Raw genomic sequence first — 16564 nt, 5'->3', positions numbered from 1 at the left:
GTAACCTGCAATTACCGTTTATTAATTGGTAAAGACCAAATTTCCAGTGTTATATTTATGTTATATTTTCCCGCAAAAACTCCCAAAGTACGATTCCTGCCGAAACGGAAACATTAAATGAATGCTTCGTCCCGAATTGCGGTATCTCCACACAACCGTCACTCGCAGCGATCACCTGGTCGGCAACTCCTTCTACTTCATTTCCGAATACAAAGGCGCAGGGTTTGCCACGCTCGGTTTTGAAATGCTGCAATAAGACACTTCCCTCAGCTTGCTCCACGCACCATATCTGGTATCCGTCACTTTTTAATCGGATCATCAGGTCTGAGATATCTTCAACTTTCTCCCAGCTCACAGCCAGCTCCGCGCCGAGTGCGCTTCTTGTAATTTCGCGGTGGGGCGGCTGCGGGGTGTAACCGCACAAATAAATTTTTCCGGCCCGGAATGCATCCGCGGTCCGGAAAAATGAACCTACATTATTAAGACTTCTGATATTATCCAGTACAATTACAAAAGGAAATTTTTCCGATTCCTTGAATTCCTCGACACTGAGGCGGTTCATTTCGTCTACTTCTAATTTTCTCATATTTAAAAAAAGCGATTTCCGGCTTGCATTCCGGCCTACTATAAACTAAAAAAGCTCCCGAAGTATATCCAGGAGCTTTTTTGATCATGCTAATTCGTTATTTGATCTTCGTGATCAGCTCAACAATGTTCTTTACACCAAGCTTTTCAAAAATCCGCGCTTTGTAGGTACTCACAGTCGAAAGCTGCAAATTCAGTTTTTCGGCGATTTTGGCAGTACCTAACCCTTCTTTCAGCAAGTTCATCACATCCGTTTCGCGTGGCGACAGGCTGACGATGGGATCCGGCAGGTATTCTTTTGGATTGATCAGGCGATTGATATTCATTTGCTGCATATCCTCGCTCATATATTTTTTATTGTTCAAAACGCTCATTACTGCTGTTTTGAATTCTTCTTCGGGAGCGTCTTTGGACAGATAACCGTCGGCACCTGCTTGCAGGTACATGAGTCCGTAGAGTTGCTCGTCGTAACTTGAAAACATCAATATCCTGGTTCCCGGAGATTTCTGGCGGATTGTTTCAACCATTTTGGTTGTATTTCCGCCCGGAATATTAATATCCAGTATCAGCAGATCGTAAGACTTCACTTCGATCTCCTGCAAGATTTTATCAAAATCATCAACATCCGAAATTGTGGAATCCGGAATAAGGGATTTGAGGAGGTGCTTCGTACCGATTCTCACTACTGCATGATCTTCGGCAATAAGTATGTGTTTCATGAATGGGCTGGGGCCAATAAAATGTAAAAATCTGGTTAAATTAATGTTAAGCTTTCATCTTTGCGCGGTCGCTCGCGGGGCTCAAAGAGTTGATTACCAACCAGTGCTATTCTCAACCTCTCAATCCGGACTGTTTGAATAATTAACAAAAATAGCAATCTGCATTGTATTAAACATAAAAAATATCAAATTAGTATACCATTATATTCACAATTACAATTACACACACTTGTTTATACGCGATTTACGGAAAAGCACCGTATTTTCTTTGGACGATGGTCGAAATACTGTCCTGATATTCGACAAGCACTTTCCAGAAGCAGCTGACTACCGGCCGGGCCGCTATCTTTATTACACGCCCGAACACCTTGTTACGCAAACCGATCAGCCCATTTTCTCCTGTTTTTTGCTTCAAAACGACTCTCCGGACGTTGTAGCAGAATTTCACTGTTCGTCACCGGATGGTGTCAACTGGGTATCCCCTCCCAGGTCTCCGTTTGGCGGAATACAGTTGTATAAATGTTGTGCAAATACCGATCTGTCCTTCTTCCTGAATACTATAAAGATGTGGATTAAAACTCAATCGGGGAAGAAGCTTACCATCAAAACCGCTCCTACTTGCTACGACCCCGGCATACACACGGTACTACATGACGTATACAATAATACTGACAATTGCGAATTATGTACCATTTCAAATCAACATATTCCTATCACGCCCTCCGATTTTCTAAGCGGCATACATTTGTCGGAAAAGCGAAGACTCAAAAAGTGTTTAAATGCTGGCTTTGAGGCGGGTTTGACAAATCAGCCGACAGCTAAACAATGCTATGACTTTTTGCTTCAATGCAGAACAACAAAAGGTTACTACATTTCTATTTCGGAAAATGAGCTGCAAGTGTTGCTAACTCAATTCCCCAACGACTTTCTGACCTTCACAGCAACAAAAAACAACGAAATCATTGCGCTGGTTATCGTAGTGCGCGTTAATGAAAAGATATTGTATACATTCCTCTCTTCCTACCGGCCGGATTTCGCCGCATTCAGCCCGATCGTTTTCCTGACTCAAAAAATCTATGAATATGGTCAGCGGAATGGTTTTGAAATATTAGACCTCGGGACTTCTCTGGATCATTTAGGAGCCCATAAGGAATCACTGAGCCGGTTCAAACGCAACCTGGGGGCTGAAACTTGTGAGAAAGTCACCTACCATTTGGCCTTCTAAGCTATATACCAAGACAATTTCCGTCCCTGTAAAAAACGCTCGTACACGTTTCAATACCTACAATCGGCGTCATTCCGATAAAATCCAGCCGCCTGAAACCTTTGGTCGCGAGGTATTCTTTGGCAGGTGTGTACCAGGTTCTTTCAGAGTTATCAAGAATGATCACGCCATCATCAGTAAGGAAATCAGAGGCAAAAATGGCGCATTTAACCCTGTTCCGGCCATCGACGATTATGATTTGGTACAGATCACCGGTTGACTGTACCGCTTTTATATAACTGTCCCCGAGCGGTTTTTCGAGCAGGGTAGTATTAGCAGGCAGCTTTGGAGCAATCAGTTTGACCCAGCCGGCTTCATGTTCCACCGCAGTAATGTACCGAACCTGCCCGGCATACCAGATTGTAGAATTCCCCGAACCATATTCAAAAACGGTAAACTCAGGCTTTAAACGCGGTTTCAGAAAAAGTATGAAGGGATAAGTATACCACGGAAGCGGGTTTCCGCTGGCATCGACAGACTGTTTGGTATGATAGCTTTTAAACCAGCCATATTGTTTCAAAGCCCCGCCCATGAAAAGTTGAACGCTGCCGCCCAGGCCCATTTTATTAAGCAAACCCCACGCACTATTTTTAATTTGTTTCAACATTGATATTGCTGCTCGGATATTGTCGGCTACAAACCTACGAATTAATGTACTTTTCTCTCAGAATAGCAGTAATGCGGGTAGCTGTATTCCCGTCCCAGCCAGACGGAATTCGGGTATCTTTTAGAGGTTTTGACAAAATACCATCTATTAGTGCCACAACTTTCTTTACCGAATAATCTCCTGCTAAATGATTCGTCCCTTCCAAAACCGTCACCGGTCGCTCGGTTTCCTTACGCAGGGTTATGCATGGAATGCGTAAGAATGTAGTTTCCTCCTGAACCCCGCCTGAATCAGTTAACACCAATACCGCGTTTTTGGTCAGATGAACAAACTCGAAATAGCCCGCAGGCACCAGTAAACGCAGGTTCTTAATATTGTTAAATGCTGTGAGTAAGTTGAAATGATTGATATTATTAAGGGTTCTGGGATGCACCGGGAAAATCACGAGACGGGTGGAAGCCAATGCATTTATCAGATCCAGCAATTTCTCAAGTGCCGGCTTGCTATCTACGTTTTGCGGCCGGTGCATAGTGAGCAAAAGATAGGGCTGGGTGATGCCAAGCGTTTGCAATAAAGTAATCCTTTCAATATCAGGCATGTAATACAACAGCGAATCGATCATGACATTTCCTACCAAATGAATACGATCCAGATCGATATTCTCATTGAGCAGGTTTCCCACGGCAGCAGACTCAGTTGCAAAATGCACATCGGCCATCGCATCGATCAATATTCTGTTTATTTCCTCCGGCATCTTCCGGTCACCACAACGCAGACCCGCCTCCACGTGCGCTATCGGGATGTGTAGCTTAGCAGCTACCAAAGCGCAAGCAAAAGAAGAGTTCACATCGCCGACAACAACTATCAAATCCGGCTTTTCCTTCTTGATAGTTCGTTCAAAAGCCAGCATAATCTTCGCAATTTGCTCTGTTTGTGTTCCCGCTCCTATGCCGAGGAAATGATCCGGCCCAGGCAATCCCAACTGGCGGAAAAATATGCCCGACATTGAAAAGTCGCTATGTTGACCGGTATGTACTGTCCGCGAGACAAAATCCCCGCAAGCGTTGAAAGCGCGGTGCAATGGCGCTATTTTTATAAAATTCGGACGCGCACCGGCTACTGTCAGTATTTTCATAGGCTATCTCCTGCTTTTTGGCTTATTTCGCAATCCAATCAAGTTCACTCAATGGGGATTATTGTTCGTCAGGGTTTAAAAAGTTCTATTGTTTCCTACGTCGGGGTAATCATAGGAACTTTCAACATTCTGATCCTCTATAACCAGTTCATGACGCAGGAGCAGCTGGGTTTGTATGCTTCTACCCTGCTCACTTTCCCGGTGATTTACATGTCTTTCGCATTGCTCGGCGTACCCTCGGTGGCTGTGCGATTCCATAGCCGGTTTCAGGACGATGCGTCGCGTAGGCAGCTTTTTACCTTCATTATCGTCACGCCGCTGGTAGGGCTCGCTGCATTTGTTTCGCTCTACCTGCTTTTTAAGCCCCTTTATTTAAACCTATATCTCGACCATTCTCCTTTGCTGGTCAAGTACTATTACGTTTTCATTCCCCTAACGGTAGGGATGGTTTATTTACTGGCATTGGAATCCTATTCCCGCATCAATTTGCGCATTGCAGTTCCTTCGCTGATCCGTGAGGTCGGTTTGCGTTTGCTGAATAGTTTGCTGGTTATTCTTTTTGGGTTTAAAATCATCTCGTTTGATACGCTGGTCTGGCTCACGGTACTGAGTTATGCACTGGCGATCGCGGCAATGCTGATCTATTTATATTTCCAGAAAAGGCTCTATACTTCGCTGGATTTCGGTTTTATCAAGCATCCCGCATTCCGGGAAATGTACCGTTACGGGCTCTGGGTTTTGCTGGGCGGCGCCAGTGCAGCTTTACTTCCGCATATCGAAAAAGTGCTGCTTCCGGCATTTGAAGGGGGTTTGAGCAACACCGCGATTTTTGATATTGCATCGCGGATCGCATTGGTTATTTCCATTCCCAGAAACAGCATCGTAATGATCAGCGCGCCGATTATCTCAGAAGCTTACGCGAAAAATGACATTGCGCACATTGACAATATTTACAAGAAATCCTCCCTAAACCTTTTTATTATCGGCACCTTCCTGTTCCTGGGTATCTGGTGCAATATTGATTCGATCTTCGGACTGATCCCGAAATCTGACATTTACTCGCAGGGAAAATGGGTTGTGTTTATGGTGGGCGTTTCAAAGATCTTTGATATGGCCACGGGACTGAATACGGAGATATTGACCAACTCCAAATTCTATCGGTACGATATCGTATTTATGCTATTTTTCACGGTTATGCTACTGTTAAGCAACCAGTTACTGATCCCGCTATACGGTTATAACGGAGCTGCCGCCGCTGCGCTATTCTCTACGATTACTTACAATTTTCTGAAACTGTTTTTTATCAAAAATAAAATGGGCATTCAACCATTTACGGTTGGTACCATAAAAGTGGCTTTTTTGGCTGCAGTAGCCTATTTGTCCGTTTATTTTATTCCAGCACCCACAGACTCCAGAGTTCTAAGCACCGTACTATTCGATATTTTGTTGAGATCCGTATTGGTAACCACCATTTTTGGCGGCGGAATTCTGGTCTGGAAGGTTTCGGAGGATATTTCGGCCGGCTTCAATCTGGGCTGGCAGTTTTTCAAAACAAGTCTGCTCAGACACAAATAAGGTGGATTGAAGCGGATATTCTAAGTTTATTATCTTTGGGTAAAAACGTCCTGTAACCCGGGAGTATTTACATATCAGCCTGATCAATGTCTTTAAAACAAAAAATAGTAGCCGGCCTTCTGAAAGAACCGTTCAGCCGGTTTCAGTTAACAACTTACGACCGTAGCAAGCCGATCAATATGGTGGTTGGCTCGATGTTTTCCGTTTACAAAGGCTGGATACACTCTGATATTGAAACACTTAACTTACTGAAAGAGAGCGACTGGGCTAAGTACTTTGAAGAAAACAGCATTGACCGCATTCTCGCCGAGCACGTTTGGGAACATTTGACTCCCGAAGAAGGAAAGCTGGCTTTCAAGCATTGCTATATGTATTTGAAACCCGGCGGCTTTCTGAGAGTTGCAGTACCCGACGGCTACCATACAGACGAAAACTACATTAATTACGTCAAGCCCGGCGGGACCGGCGAAGGCGCCGACGATCATAAGATTTTGTACAACTACCAGATCATGTCAGGTTTCCTCGAAGAGATCGGTTTTACCGTAAAACCGCTTGAATATTTCGACGAAAATGGTCAGTTCCACAAAAATCCCTGGCGGACCGAAGACGGAATGGTCAGGCGATCCGCCGATCACGACGACCGCAACAAAGGCGGTAAACTCGGCTACACCTCCCTGATCATTGACGCTTATAAAAACTGATGAATCAGTCGGAACCGCTAGCTCCTATCGTATTATTCTGCTACAACCGGCCCGGGCATTTGCGGCAGACACTGGAACATTTGCAGGCTAATACCCTGGCTTCGGAGAGTGAATTATACATTTATTCCGACGGCCCGAAAAAGGAATCGGATCGGGCTGCGATTCACAAAATACGGGCTTATATTTCCCAATTAAGCGGTTTTAAAAAAATCAATATTACGGAGTCAGAAACAAATCAGGGGCTTGCTTTTTCTGTGATAAAGGGCGTAAGCGAGGTAATTGCGCGTTACGAAAAAGTGATTGTGCTCGAAGATGATATGCTCACTACGCCCGATTTCCTGGACTATATGAATGAGGCTCTGCAAGTGTACCGTTCCCGGAAAGATATATTTACGGTAACTGCCTACACACCACCGATTTCAATTCCAATAAACTATAAAAACGACGTTTATCTCGCGCCAAGAGCGAGCTCCTGGGGCTGGGGTACCTGGGCGGAAAAATGGAAAAAAGCCGACTGGAATGCGGAGGAATTGACAAATTCTGAAACAGTTGCTCCTATTCGTGAAAGGCTGGAAAAAGGTGGAAATGACCTTTGGCCAATGCTTGTGAAGCAGCAACGGGGTATCATCGATTCCTGGGCGATCCGGTGGACTTTTACGCAGTCGCAGCAGCAAGCTTACGGTTTGTACCCGGTTCATTCCAAAATAAAAAACATTGGAACAGACGGGAGCGGCACTAATTTTACCTTCAAATCCGGAAGTTACGGGCACGAAATGAATACCGGCAAAGTTGAAATGAAACCTGATATTCAGCCCGACGAGCGCGTAATCCGACTGTTCCGGGCGTATTATGATTTACCTTTTTCTGTCAAAATAAAAAATTGGGTCAAGTACCGAATCTGACCTCCACCGCTTATGTACTGGCTCCGATACCTGCTGAAAGAACCTTATAATGCGCTCAACACGGCTGCCGGCCGGGAGTTTGTGGGTTTGTTATTAAAATATGGAAACAGTCCCAGGTATAAACTAACTGACGTTGCATTCGGGAAATTCAAATTGTCGGTGCCCGATGTAATGTCATTCCTTTGGCAGCACAAGGAGATTTTTGCAGATGAATTTTATCATTTTGAGACCAGAAACCCGCAGCCCGTCATTTTTGATTGCGGTGCAAATGTGGGTATGAGTGTTTTGTATTTCAAAAATCTGTACCCCAATGCGCGCGTACTGGCATTTGAGGCCGAACCCGAAATAGCTGCATTGCTGAAAAAGAACCTGGCTACAAATGCGATTCAGGGTGTGGAGGTGGTTGACAAAGCAGTTTGGAAAGATTCGGAAGGTATCTGGTTCGGCAGCGAGTCGGCGGACTCTTCCTCGATTTATTCGCAATCAGAGAAACAGAAAGTCGCGTCTGTCCGTTTGAAGGACTTTTTGCTGGCCGAGAAACATATTGATTTCCTCAAAATAGATATTGAAGGCGCAGAGAAAGAAGTGCTCGACGATTGCCGGTACGATTTACAGCACGTGAGCAACCTTTTTGTTGAGTTTCATTCCTATTTCAACAATCCGCAAGGACTTGCAGATGTGATCCGGATCTTCGAAGAAAATGGGTTCAGATATTACGTGGATACCAATCAGCACCGCCAGAGACCTTTTACAAACCGCCGCTACCGCGGGAACGACGTCATGGACCTGCAACTAAATATCTTCGGCTGGCGGGAATAATCACTATAACCTCGCATCCACCATTTCGCGCGGCAATACCGATTTCAAATCATAAATAACTGATTCAGAAAAAGTGAAGCTTTCGAAGTCCAGCTCACGGAACAGATCGTGCGCCACGGTCAACACTACTCCTTCATATTGACCTTTTGGCTCGGGAACCAGTGAAATCCCGTATTCAGCCAGCGCCAGTTCGGGCAAGGCCCAAGGATCGTAAATATCAACCTGCAAACCAAAATCGCGCAATTCATGATACACATCAACAACGCGCGTATTCCGCATATCCGCACAGTTTTCCTTGAATGTAATACCGAGAATCAGTACCCGGCCCGTATCCAGTCGATGCCCTTTTTTTGCTAGGAGCTTCGCTAATTTATTAGCCACAAAAACACCCATCGTATCATTCACATCCCGGCCCGAGAGAATAACCTGCGGATAATAACCCAGCGATTCGGCCTTGTAGGCAAGATAATAGGGATCGACACCGATACAATGCCCGCCAACCAGCCCAGGTTTATATTGCAGGAAATTCCATTTCGTTCCGGCGGCTTCCAGCACTTCGGTGGTATCTATATTCATCCTGTCGAAAATCAGCGCCAGTTCGTTAATAAAGGAAATATTGACGTCGCGCTGCGCATTTTCAATCGCTTTGGAAGCTTCGGCAACCTTGATGCTGGGTGCTAAATGCGTGCCCGCTGTAATTACAGATGCGTACAAATTATCGACAAATGTTGCAATTTCCGGTGTCGAGCCGGAGGTCACTTTTTTTATTTTGGTGAAAGTCCGCACCTTATCTCCCGGGTTAATGCGTTCGGGTGAATAGCCGCAGAAGAAATCTACGTTATACTTCAATCCGCTCACCTCTTCCAGCACCGGCACGCAATCCTCTTCCGTACAACCCGGATAAACCGTTGATTCATAGATCACAATATCGTTTTTGCGAAGATATCTTCCAATCATCCTGCTCGCATTGAGCAATGGTAACAGGTTTGGTTTTTTGCGCTGATCTACCGGTGTAGGTACTGTTACAATGTAGATATTCGCTGATTCCAGGTCTGACTCCGTATTTGAAAACCGCAGATTAACTGCTGCTTCCAGTTCCTGACTGGAAATTTCTCTGGTTGTATCCTCATGACCTAGCAGATCCGAAATGCGCTGGCTCTGGATATCATATCCCAAAACATCATACTTATCGCTGAACGCCACCGCCAGCGGCAGGCCCACATATCCCAGCCCGATCACGGCAATTTTCTCTTGCAAATCCGGAAACATCTACGCTCAGTTATTTTGTAGGGCATAAAACTATGCATATTTCACCCTACCAAAAAATTTCAATTTTGACCGTTACCTATTTGCATTTACTACGTATTGATTAAAGTGAAGCCGAGAAATTTTAAACAATACTATGGAACTGGATATCATACAAAACAAAGTTTTTACCCTCCGCGGGTTTAAGGTAATACTCGATTTCGACCTTGCTGAAATGTATGGAGTGGAGACGAAAGCACTGAAACAGGCTGTCAGAAGAAATGCGGACCGGTTCCCGAGCGATTTTATGTTTGAACTCACACAGAATGAGTTCATCGGGTTGAGGTCACAAAACGTGACCTCAACCTGGGGCGGTAACAGATACCTCCCATTTGCATTCACCGAACAAGGTGTGGCTATGCTGTCGAGCGTCCTGAAAAGTAGGAAAGCTTTGCAGGTGAATATTACAGTAATGCGCGCATTTGTAACAATGCGACAGTTTTACCTCGATTCCAAAGAACTCAAAGTAAGAATTGACGCACTTGAAAATGAAATGGAGGTCAAATTCAAGGATATTCACGAAGCACTTACTTACCTCCTCGGTCCACCGAATGAAAGATCACCGATCGGTTTCAGGCCGGGAGAGTGATCAATGGGCGTAGGGATTGGGCGGGAATGTATGGATCTGGAAACCGTCTTTTTGCATTGCTTCCAGGGTTTGCTGAGAAGGTATCTTCTTGAATATCACCGCGCATAACACTTGCGAAGGCATTAATGAGGCTTTTACCAGGAAATCATGAAATGCGAGCTTGCGCTTGATCTTGCGGAATGCGACTGAGGAATCGTCCGCTTTTTCCTGGCTGTACGAAGGGTGATAATAGTTGTTATTGATACCTTTAAATGCCACCATCGGAAGCCCCATTCCATTGGCCAGCTTATCCATTTCCCGCTCCGAAAGCTTGAAAACGTAATTACCGACCTCTTCAAACGAATACCTGTTTTTCCAATATTTCTGTAAAAGTGTTGTATCAAACCGATCAAAAATATTCTTTAATGCTAATAAAAAGGGCATTTTTGAGATCGGATCGTGTGGCTCGACCAGGATCACACCTTCTCTTGCAACGCGCAGCATTTCGTAAACGCCCAGATACGGTCTTGGAAAATGGTGGTAAGCTTCCTTGCAGAACACGTAATCGAAACTATTGTCTTCAAAAGTCAGCTTCTCTACATTCTCAACGGAATATTTATCAATAAAACCTCTTGCCTTTGACAAAGGCAGAAATGCTTCGGAGATGTCAGTAGCAGTTGTTTCTAGCCCGTTTTTAAAAAAATAATTGGCATCAAATCCATAACCGTCACCGACAGTTAGCCAGGATTTCGGTTCATTCATGAATGGATTGGCCAGCGCCAGCATTCGTTGGTGGATCCAGTGATTGATCGTTTTATGCTGATTATCATATTCCCACAACTCAATCGCCCGGTCCTTCGCTTCCTTCGTTGCGTACTGAACATCGTACCACTCCGAATGCGCTTCGTGGCTGCGCTTTTCATTAGACATGTTCGTCAGTTTACTTATTTCCCGATAAAGATAGATTAACGAATAAAATTTTTAACCCCGGAACTGTTTAAATTTACCACCTATAACACGATTGCCGCGGAACCGGATCAGCACAAAACATTTACATGGTACTTCATTTAAGTACATTTCATTTGGAAGGAGGCGCGGGAGTGGCGGCGACGAGGCTACACAAGGCCTTGCAAAAATCGGGGGTTGATTCGCGTTTACTTACTCAGTTTTCAAGCCGGGAAGAGGAAAATGTAACAAGTTTGGCCGATACAAAATGGCAAAAAAGAAAGGCATGGAGCTACTTCATTGCCGAGCGCCTCGCCTTTTATCCGCACGAAAAAGATGCCTCTGTCCGGTTTGCGTTTTCGCCGGCAAAAGCGGGTATTGATATTTCGGAACATCCGTTGGTTCGGCAGGCAAGTGTGATCCATTTGCATTGGGTCAATTTTGGTTTTTTGTCAATCAGTTCGCTGGAAAAACTGTTTCAGCTTGGAAAACCGATCGTCTGGACCTTGCATGATATGTGGACTTTTACGGGCGGCTGCCATTATAGTCGCGGCTGTGACAAGTTCCTGACGCATTGCGCCTACTGTCCCTATCTCGCCAAACCCGACCGTTACGACATTTCATTCTCTCAGTTTGAGGCAAAAGAAGCATTGTACGCGAAAAAAAATCTGGCACTGATATCTCCCAGCAACTGGCTGGATCAAATGGTAAAAAAAGCGCCGCTCACTTCCGGTAATAGCTCAAAGTGCATCCCCAACTGCATTGATACGCAGTTTTTCGCGCCGCTCGATAAAAATATGGCGCGAATGAACCTCGGATTACCTGTCGAGAAAAAGCTGATCCTTTTCACCGGCGCCAATATTCAGGATGTAAGAAAAGGATTCAGCTATTTTCAGGAAGCGCTGGCTTTGGTGAAAAGCCACTTTCCGCATATTGAAGTGATGATTTTTGGAAAAGCAGACAAGGATAACCTGGTCGATTTTCCGGTGCCGGTACATTATCTTGGGAAAATCACGGAGCCACACGGAATGGTCGACGCTTACAATGCTGCCGACCTGATCGTGGTGCCTTCGCTGGAAGACAATCTGCCCAATACTATTATGGAAGCAATGTCCTGCGGTACGCCGGCAGTGGGTTTTGAAACGGGCGGAATTCCTGAAATGATCGACCACAAAAAAAATGGTTATGTAGCCGAACTCAAGTCCGCTTTGTCACTAATGGAAGGAATCAAATGGGTTTTGGAAAATGATCAGGATGGTGAAATAGCTGCGCTTGCCCGGGAGAAAGTGCTGGAAAGCTATTCCGAGCATATTATTGCAGATCAATATCAACAACTCTATCAGTCGCTCCTGAATGGATAACCAGCCGCTATTGACCATAATTACGGTGACTTACAATGCCGGAACTGTCGTGGAACGCACGCTCAAAAGTGTGCAGGCGGCTCTTGCACAAGTTGAAAAACCAGAGCTGGTAGAATACCTCATCATCGACGGGAAATCCAACGATGACACGCTTTCAATATGCGGGCGCTACTCAGAACTGATCTCCAAAACTGTCTCTGAAAAAGACGGGGGCATTTACGATGCGATGAACAAAGGCATGGCGCTGGCCAGCGGCAAATACCTATGGTTTTTGAATGCCGGCGACGAAATTTACAATCGTGATATTCTGCGAGACTTACTTCCTGTTTTGAATCAAAGTTTCGATATCGTTTACAGCGACGCAATGATGGTTACTGAATCGGGGAAAGAGCAGGGACTTCGTAGTAAGTTTACGCCGCACGATCTGCCCGAAAATATCAGCTGGAAAGACTTCAACCTTGGGATGAAAATCTGCCACCAGGCATTTATAGTAAAAAAAGAGATAGCGCCTGTTTACGATATCAATAACCTCAGTGCCGATATTGACTGGGAAATAAAATGTCTTAAACAAGCCAGGTCCACCCATTTCCTTCCATTTATACTCTGCCGTTACTTGCTGGGCGGTACTTCCGTCAAAAATCACCGACGCTCGCTGACAGATCGCTTCATAGTTTTGAAACGACATTTCGGTTTGATTTCCACCATTTTAAATCACGGGAAGATTATTTACCGCGGCATTAATTTTGCTGTCAAGAGAGGTAAGTACTGGTAATACCCCCATTCTTCTTTATTACCATTTTAAATTGTGCTTCAAAACGCGCGAGCGCAGCATATAAAGTCGAAGATATCCTATTTTTTACCGGAATGTTAACAACTCATACTACATGCGTTTTCAAATATTTCGTAATATAATTTGGGCTAACTTTCATTAGACATATATTTGCTTTTGAAGAAAATCAACTCAACCAAACCAAATAATTATGAAAAAAACTCTACTATTAGCACTTTTTTTCTTTGTGGTAACATGGATGTCGGCAAGCGGACAGGATGTGAGGATCACTGGGAAAGTATCAGGTGACGACGGCTCGACCCTCCCGGGAGCCTCTGTGCAGTTAAAAGGTACGTCAACCGGAACACAGACGAGTACGGACGGAAGTTACACGATCAACGTGCGGAACGCTGAATCTATACTAGTTTTCAGTTTCGTAGGGATGATAAGCCAGGAAATACCTGTGGGGAGCCAAAGCGTGATCGACGTACAGTTGGTGAGCGACAGCAGAAACCTCAGCGAAGTGGTCGTGACTGGTTTTGGCTCGCAGATCAAGCGGGATGTAACAGGAAATATCGCGCAGGTAAAAGGCACCGAGATCCAGAATATGCCCGTGGCGAGTGTGGATGCAGCTTTACAAGGAAGAGCGGCAGGTGTGTATGTGAACAGCGGCAGTGGGAAACTTGGCCAGGCGATCAATGTGCGGATCCGGGGAAATTCCTCGATAAGTGCAAGCAGCCAGCCTTTATATGTAGTGGACGGAATGCCGATCACGACTGCGGACCTGAGTAACAGTACCGGCGGCGCGACCAACCCTTTGGCCGACATTAACTCCAACGATATTGAATCGATCGAAATCCTGAAAGATGCATCTGCGGGTGCTATTTACGGTTCACGTGCGGCAAACGGGGTGGTATTGATCACGACGAAACGTGGTAAAGCAGGAAAAACGAATGTGAGCATTAACTACCAGCTGGGTTCTTCGCAAGCGACGCGCCGCGTGGATTTTCTTAATGCAGACCAATACGTGAAATTTTACACCCAGGCAGCTAATAACCGTGACCGCATTGACGGCACCGATCCAAATGACCCGGATTCTTATACGCAATATATGATCGGTGAAGGTGGCTTTTTGGACACTTATAGTCTTGGCACATTCGGTACACCGCAGCAGAAAGAGTATTTGTGGCAGGATGAGGCATTTCAGAAAGCACCTATGCAGCAGCTGGATTTCCAGTTGAACGGCGGAACAGACAAGACTAAATTTTTCCTGTCGGGCCAATATCTTGACCAGAAAGGAACAATAATAGGCAATAAGCTCGACCGCGTTTCGGCGCGAATGAACCTGGATCACCAGGCTTACAAATGGTTGCAGATCGGACTTTCAATGGGGCTTGCCAGAACTATTAACAAACGTTTGCCTGGGGATAATGCATTCTCAAACCCCCTCCAAATGGCCGCATTGACACCTTTAACGCCATTCAACGATCCTGAAACCGGCTTACCTACCGGTACACCGCCGGGAGAAGTGGGCGTGCCGCTTTACTTCAACCCGATGATCACAAGCCGGTATGCAAGTTTTATAGCGACTTCTTTCAGGAACCTGACCAATGCTTATGCGCAGATCAATATCACACCGGAGCTGAAATTCCGCAGTGAACTCGGTATTGACCTTTTAAACCAGAACGAAGAAAGCTACTACCAGACTCAAAACGTACGTAACGTAAGTACTGCTAGCAGCGGGCTGGGCGAGAACTTTGCGACTTTTGTAACCAACTACAATACAAACAATTTTCTTTCGTACGACAAAACACTGAACAACCACACGATTGGGGGCACATTAGGTATGTCGTACCAGCAGTCGCAAAACAAGACGAGCTTTATCGAAGGATCACAGTTTCCTTCCAATTCCTATAAAAAGATCGCCAGTGCTGCTACCAAGTCGGGCGGAAGTTCGACGGAAACTAATTTCCGTTTCCTCTCTTATTTCCTGCGGCTCAATTACAAGTTCTCAGACAAATACCTGCTTTCAGCCAGTGCACGGATTGACGGATCGTCGCGTTTCGGAGCTAATTCACGCTACGGATTTTTCCCTTCCGTATCGGCAGGCTGGGTACTTACAGAAGAGAATTTCCTGAAAAACAACAATGTATTGAGTTTCCTGAAACTGAGAGGTAGCTACGGTTCAACCGGAAACTCGGAGATCGGCGACTTCCCTCAGCTTGGTTTGTTTTCGGGAGATGCGGGATACGCGGGAGCAGCGGGACAGCGGCCTTCGCAACTTGCTAATCCGGACCTGCGATGGGAAACGACCAAACAGGCGGATTTTGGTATTGATTTTGGTTTGTTCAATAACCGTATCAATGGGGAGATCGACTATTATGAGAAAAAGACGAATGGGTTGCTACTGGAAGTGAACGTGCCGGCTACCACAGGTTTTGCTATTAAAGTTGCGAATGTTGGTAAACTGGAAAATAAGGGTTTTGAATTTGTATTGAACACTCAAAATCTGATCGGCAAGTTCAAATGGAGCACTTCTTTGAACCTGGCCGCAAATAGGAATAAGGTGACTGATATTCAGGATCAGATCATCGAAGGTGGGTTGGCGAATATGAGCCGGGTAATGGAAGGTCAGCCGGTTGGTGTTTTTTATACCGTAGAATATGCAGGTGTTGATCCGGCGAACGGTAATGCGCTTTTTTACAAAAATACCCCTACCGAAGGGAGAACCACCGTTACAAATAATGGCTATAACACGGCCCAGCGCGTAGTGGCAGGTAACCCTAATCCCAAGGTGGTTGGCGGTATCACCAACACATTTTCCTTCGCAGGTTTCGACCTGAATGTATTCTTCAACGGAGTTGCGGGTAACAAGCTCAATTTCTACGGAGTGGGCCAGTATTCTTCTGCAAATGGTATTTATGAAGATAACCAGACCGTGGATCAGCTGAATGCGTGGACGCCTGAGAATCCGAATACCGATGTTCCAGAGGCTCGCTTTTACCGCGGAAACGGGAATCAGGCTTCCAGCCGCTATATTATGGACGGATCATACCTGCGCCTGCGTTCTTTGACATTGGGTTACAATCTGCCTTCAACAGTTACGAGTAAGATCAAAATGGACCGTGTGAGAGTTTACGTTTCAGGATTGAACCTGGCCACATTTACCAATTATAAAGGTTGGGACCCGGAAGTTAACACCGATGACCTGAGTGCGAGAGACCTGAAATTTGCGACAGGAACTGATTTCTACACGCCTCCTCAGCCGCGTACTATTTTGGTTGGTATCAATGTTGGCTTCTAATTCAT

15 protein-coding genes are annotated in these 16564 nt (G+C 45.4%); 9 read left to right on the top strand and 6 right to left on the bottom strand.

Features of this window, described 5'->3' with window-relative positions; translation table 11 throughout:
- Positions 1-55 precede the first annotated feature (55 nt).
- Positions 56-586 (bottom strand): RNA methyltransferase, encoded by a 531-nt coding sequence (locus LZG94_RS01865; RefSeq protein WP_233790282.1) that lies wholly within the window; start codon positions 584-586, stop codon positions 56-58.
- 97 nt (positions 587-683) lie between these two features.
- Positions 684-1304 (bottom strand): response regulator transcription factor, encoded by a 621-nt coding sequence (locus tag LZG94_RS01860; protein ID WP_233790281.1) that lies wholly within the window; start codon positions 1302-1304, stop codon positions 684-686.
- A 565-nt stretch (positions 1305-1869) separates the two neighbouring features.
- On the opposite strand from LZG94_RS01860, the gene LZG94_RS01855 reads away from it, so the two are divergent.
- On the top strand, positions 1870-2529 hold the full coding sequence (locus LZG94_RS01855; RefSeq protein ID WP_233790280.1) for a GNAT family N-acetyltransferase: 660 nt from the start codon (positions 1870-1872) through the stop codon (positions 2527-2529).
- 1 nt (position 2530) lies between these two features.
- Here the strand turns inward: LZG94_RS01855 and LZG94_RS01850 are convergent, their stop codons facing one another.
- Positions 2531-3175: an FkbM family methyltransferase gene (locus tag LZG94_RS01850; protein WP_233790279.1), complete on the bottom strand. Its 645-nt coding sequence runs from the start codon at positions 3173-3175 to the stop codon at positions 2531-2533.
- A gap of 34 nt (positions 3176-3209) precedes the next feature.
- On the bottom strand, positions 3210-4310 hold the full coding sequence (gene wecB, locus LZG94_RS01845) for a non-hydrolyzing UDP-N-acetylglucosamine 2-epimerase (RefSeq protein ID WP_233790278.1): 1101 nt from the start codon (positions 4308-4310) through the stop codon (positions 3210-3212).
- Positions 4311-4361: 51 nt separating this feature from the next.
- Here wecB and LZG94_RS01840 point away from each other — a divergent pair, with 51 nt between their 5' ends.
- From LZG94_RS01840 to LZG94_RS01825, 4 genes are all read left to right on the top strand, one after another.
- Positions 4362-5885 carry a lipopolysaccharide biosynthesis protein gene (locus LZG94_RS01840; RefSeq protein ID WP_233790277.1) on the top strand — a complete coding sequence of 508 codons (1524 nt, stop codon included), beginning with the start codon at positions 4362-4364 and terminating at the stop codon, positions 5883-5885.
- 86 nt (positions 5886-5971) lie between these two features.
- Positions 5972-6586, top strand: a complete 615-nt coding sequence (locus LZG94_RS01835) for a methyltransferase domain-containing protein (RefSeq protein ID WP_233790276.1) — start codon at positions 5972-5974, stop codon at positions 6584-6586.
- Positions 6586-7488, top strand: coding sequence for a glycosyltransferase (locus LZG94_RS01830; protein ID WP_233790275.1), 903 nt, complete (start codon positions 6586-6588; stop codon positions 7486-7488). Before LZG94_RS01835 ends, LZG94_RS01830 begins: the two co-directional genes overlap by 1 nt.
- Positions 7489-7500: 12 nt before the next feature.
- Positions 7501-8307 carry an FkbM family methyltransferase gene (locus tag LZG94_RS01825; RefSeq protein WP_233790274.1) on the top strand — a complete coding sequence of 269 codons (807 nt, stop codon included), beginning with the start codon at positions 7501-7503 and terminating at the stop codon, positions 8305-8307.
- A 3-nt stretch (positions 8308-8310) separates the two neighbouring features.
- On the opposite strand, the gene LZG94_RS01820 is transcribed toward LZG94_RS01825, so the two are convergent.
- Positions 8311-9576, bottom strand: coding sequence for a nucleotide sugar dehydrogenase (locus LZG94_RS01820; protein WP_233790273.1), 1266 nt, complete (start codon positions 9574-9576; stop codon positions 8311-8313).
- Positions 9577-9709: 133 nt separating this feature from the next.
- Between LZG94_RS01820 and LZG94_RS01815 the strand changes: the two genes are divergently transcribed.
- Entirely contained in the window at positions 9710-10201 is a 492-nt protein-coding gene (locus LZG94_RS01815) for an ORF6N domain-containing protein (RefSeq protein ID WP_233790272.1), read from the top strand.
- On the opposite strand, the gene LZG94_RS01810 is transcribed toward LZG94_RS01815, so the two are convergent.
- The gene (locus LZG94_RS01810; protein ID WP_233790271.1) at positions 10202-11110 is read right to left on the bottom strand and encodes a class I SAM-dependent methyltransferase; all 909 of its coding nucleotides are present in this window, start codon (positions 11108-11110) and stop codon (positions 10202-10204) included. It abuts the gene before it with no gap.
- A gap of 125 nt (positions 11111-11235) precedes the next feature.
- Here LZG94_RS01810 and LZG94_RS01805 point away from each other — a divergent pair, with 125 nt between their 5' ends.
- From LZG94_RS01805 to LZG94_RS01795, 3 genes are all read left to right on the top strand, one after another.
- On the top strand, positions 11236-12486 hold the full coding sequence (locus tag LZG94_RS01805; RefSeq protein WP_233790270.1) for a glycosyltransferase family 4 protein: 1251 nt from the start codon (positions 11236-11238) through the stop codon (positions 12484-12486).
- Positions 12479-13258: a glycosyltransferase family 2 protein gene (locus tag LZG94_RS01800; RefSeq protein WP_233790269.1), complete on the top strand. Its 780-nt coding sequence runs from the start codon at positions 12479-12481 to the stop codon at positions 13256-13258. The genes LZG94_RS01805 and LZG94_RS01800 overlap by 8 nt, the downstream gene beginning before the upstream one ends.
- Before the next feature lie 208 nt (positions 13259-13466).
- Entirely contained in the window at positions 13467-16559 is a 3093-nt protein-coding gene (locus LZG94_RS01795) for a TonB-dependent receptor (RefSeq protein ID WP_233790268.1), read from the top strand.
- Positions 16560-16564 lie beyond the last annotated feature (5 nt).

This window comes from Dyadobacter sp. CY343 (assembly GCF_021390335.1).
Taxonomy (GTDB): domain Bacteria; phylum Bacteroidota; class Bacteroidia; order Cytophagales; family Spirosomataceae; genus Dyadobacter.
The sequence above is the reverse complement of the archived record's forward strand: the minus strand, read 5'-3'. Positions and strand labels throughout refer to the sequence as shown.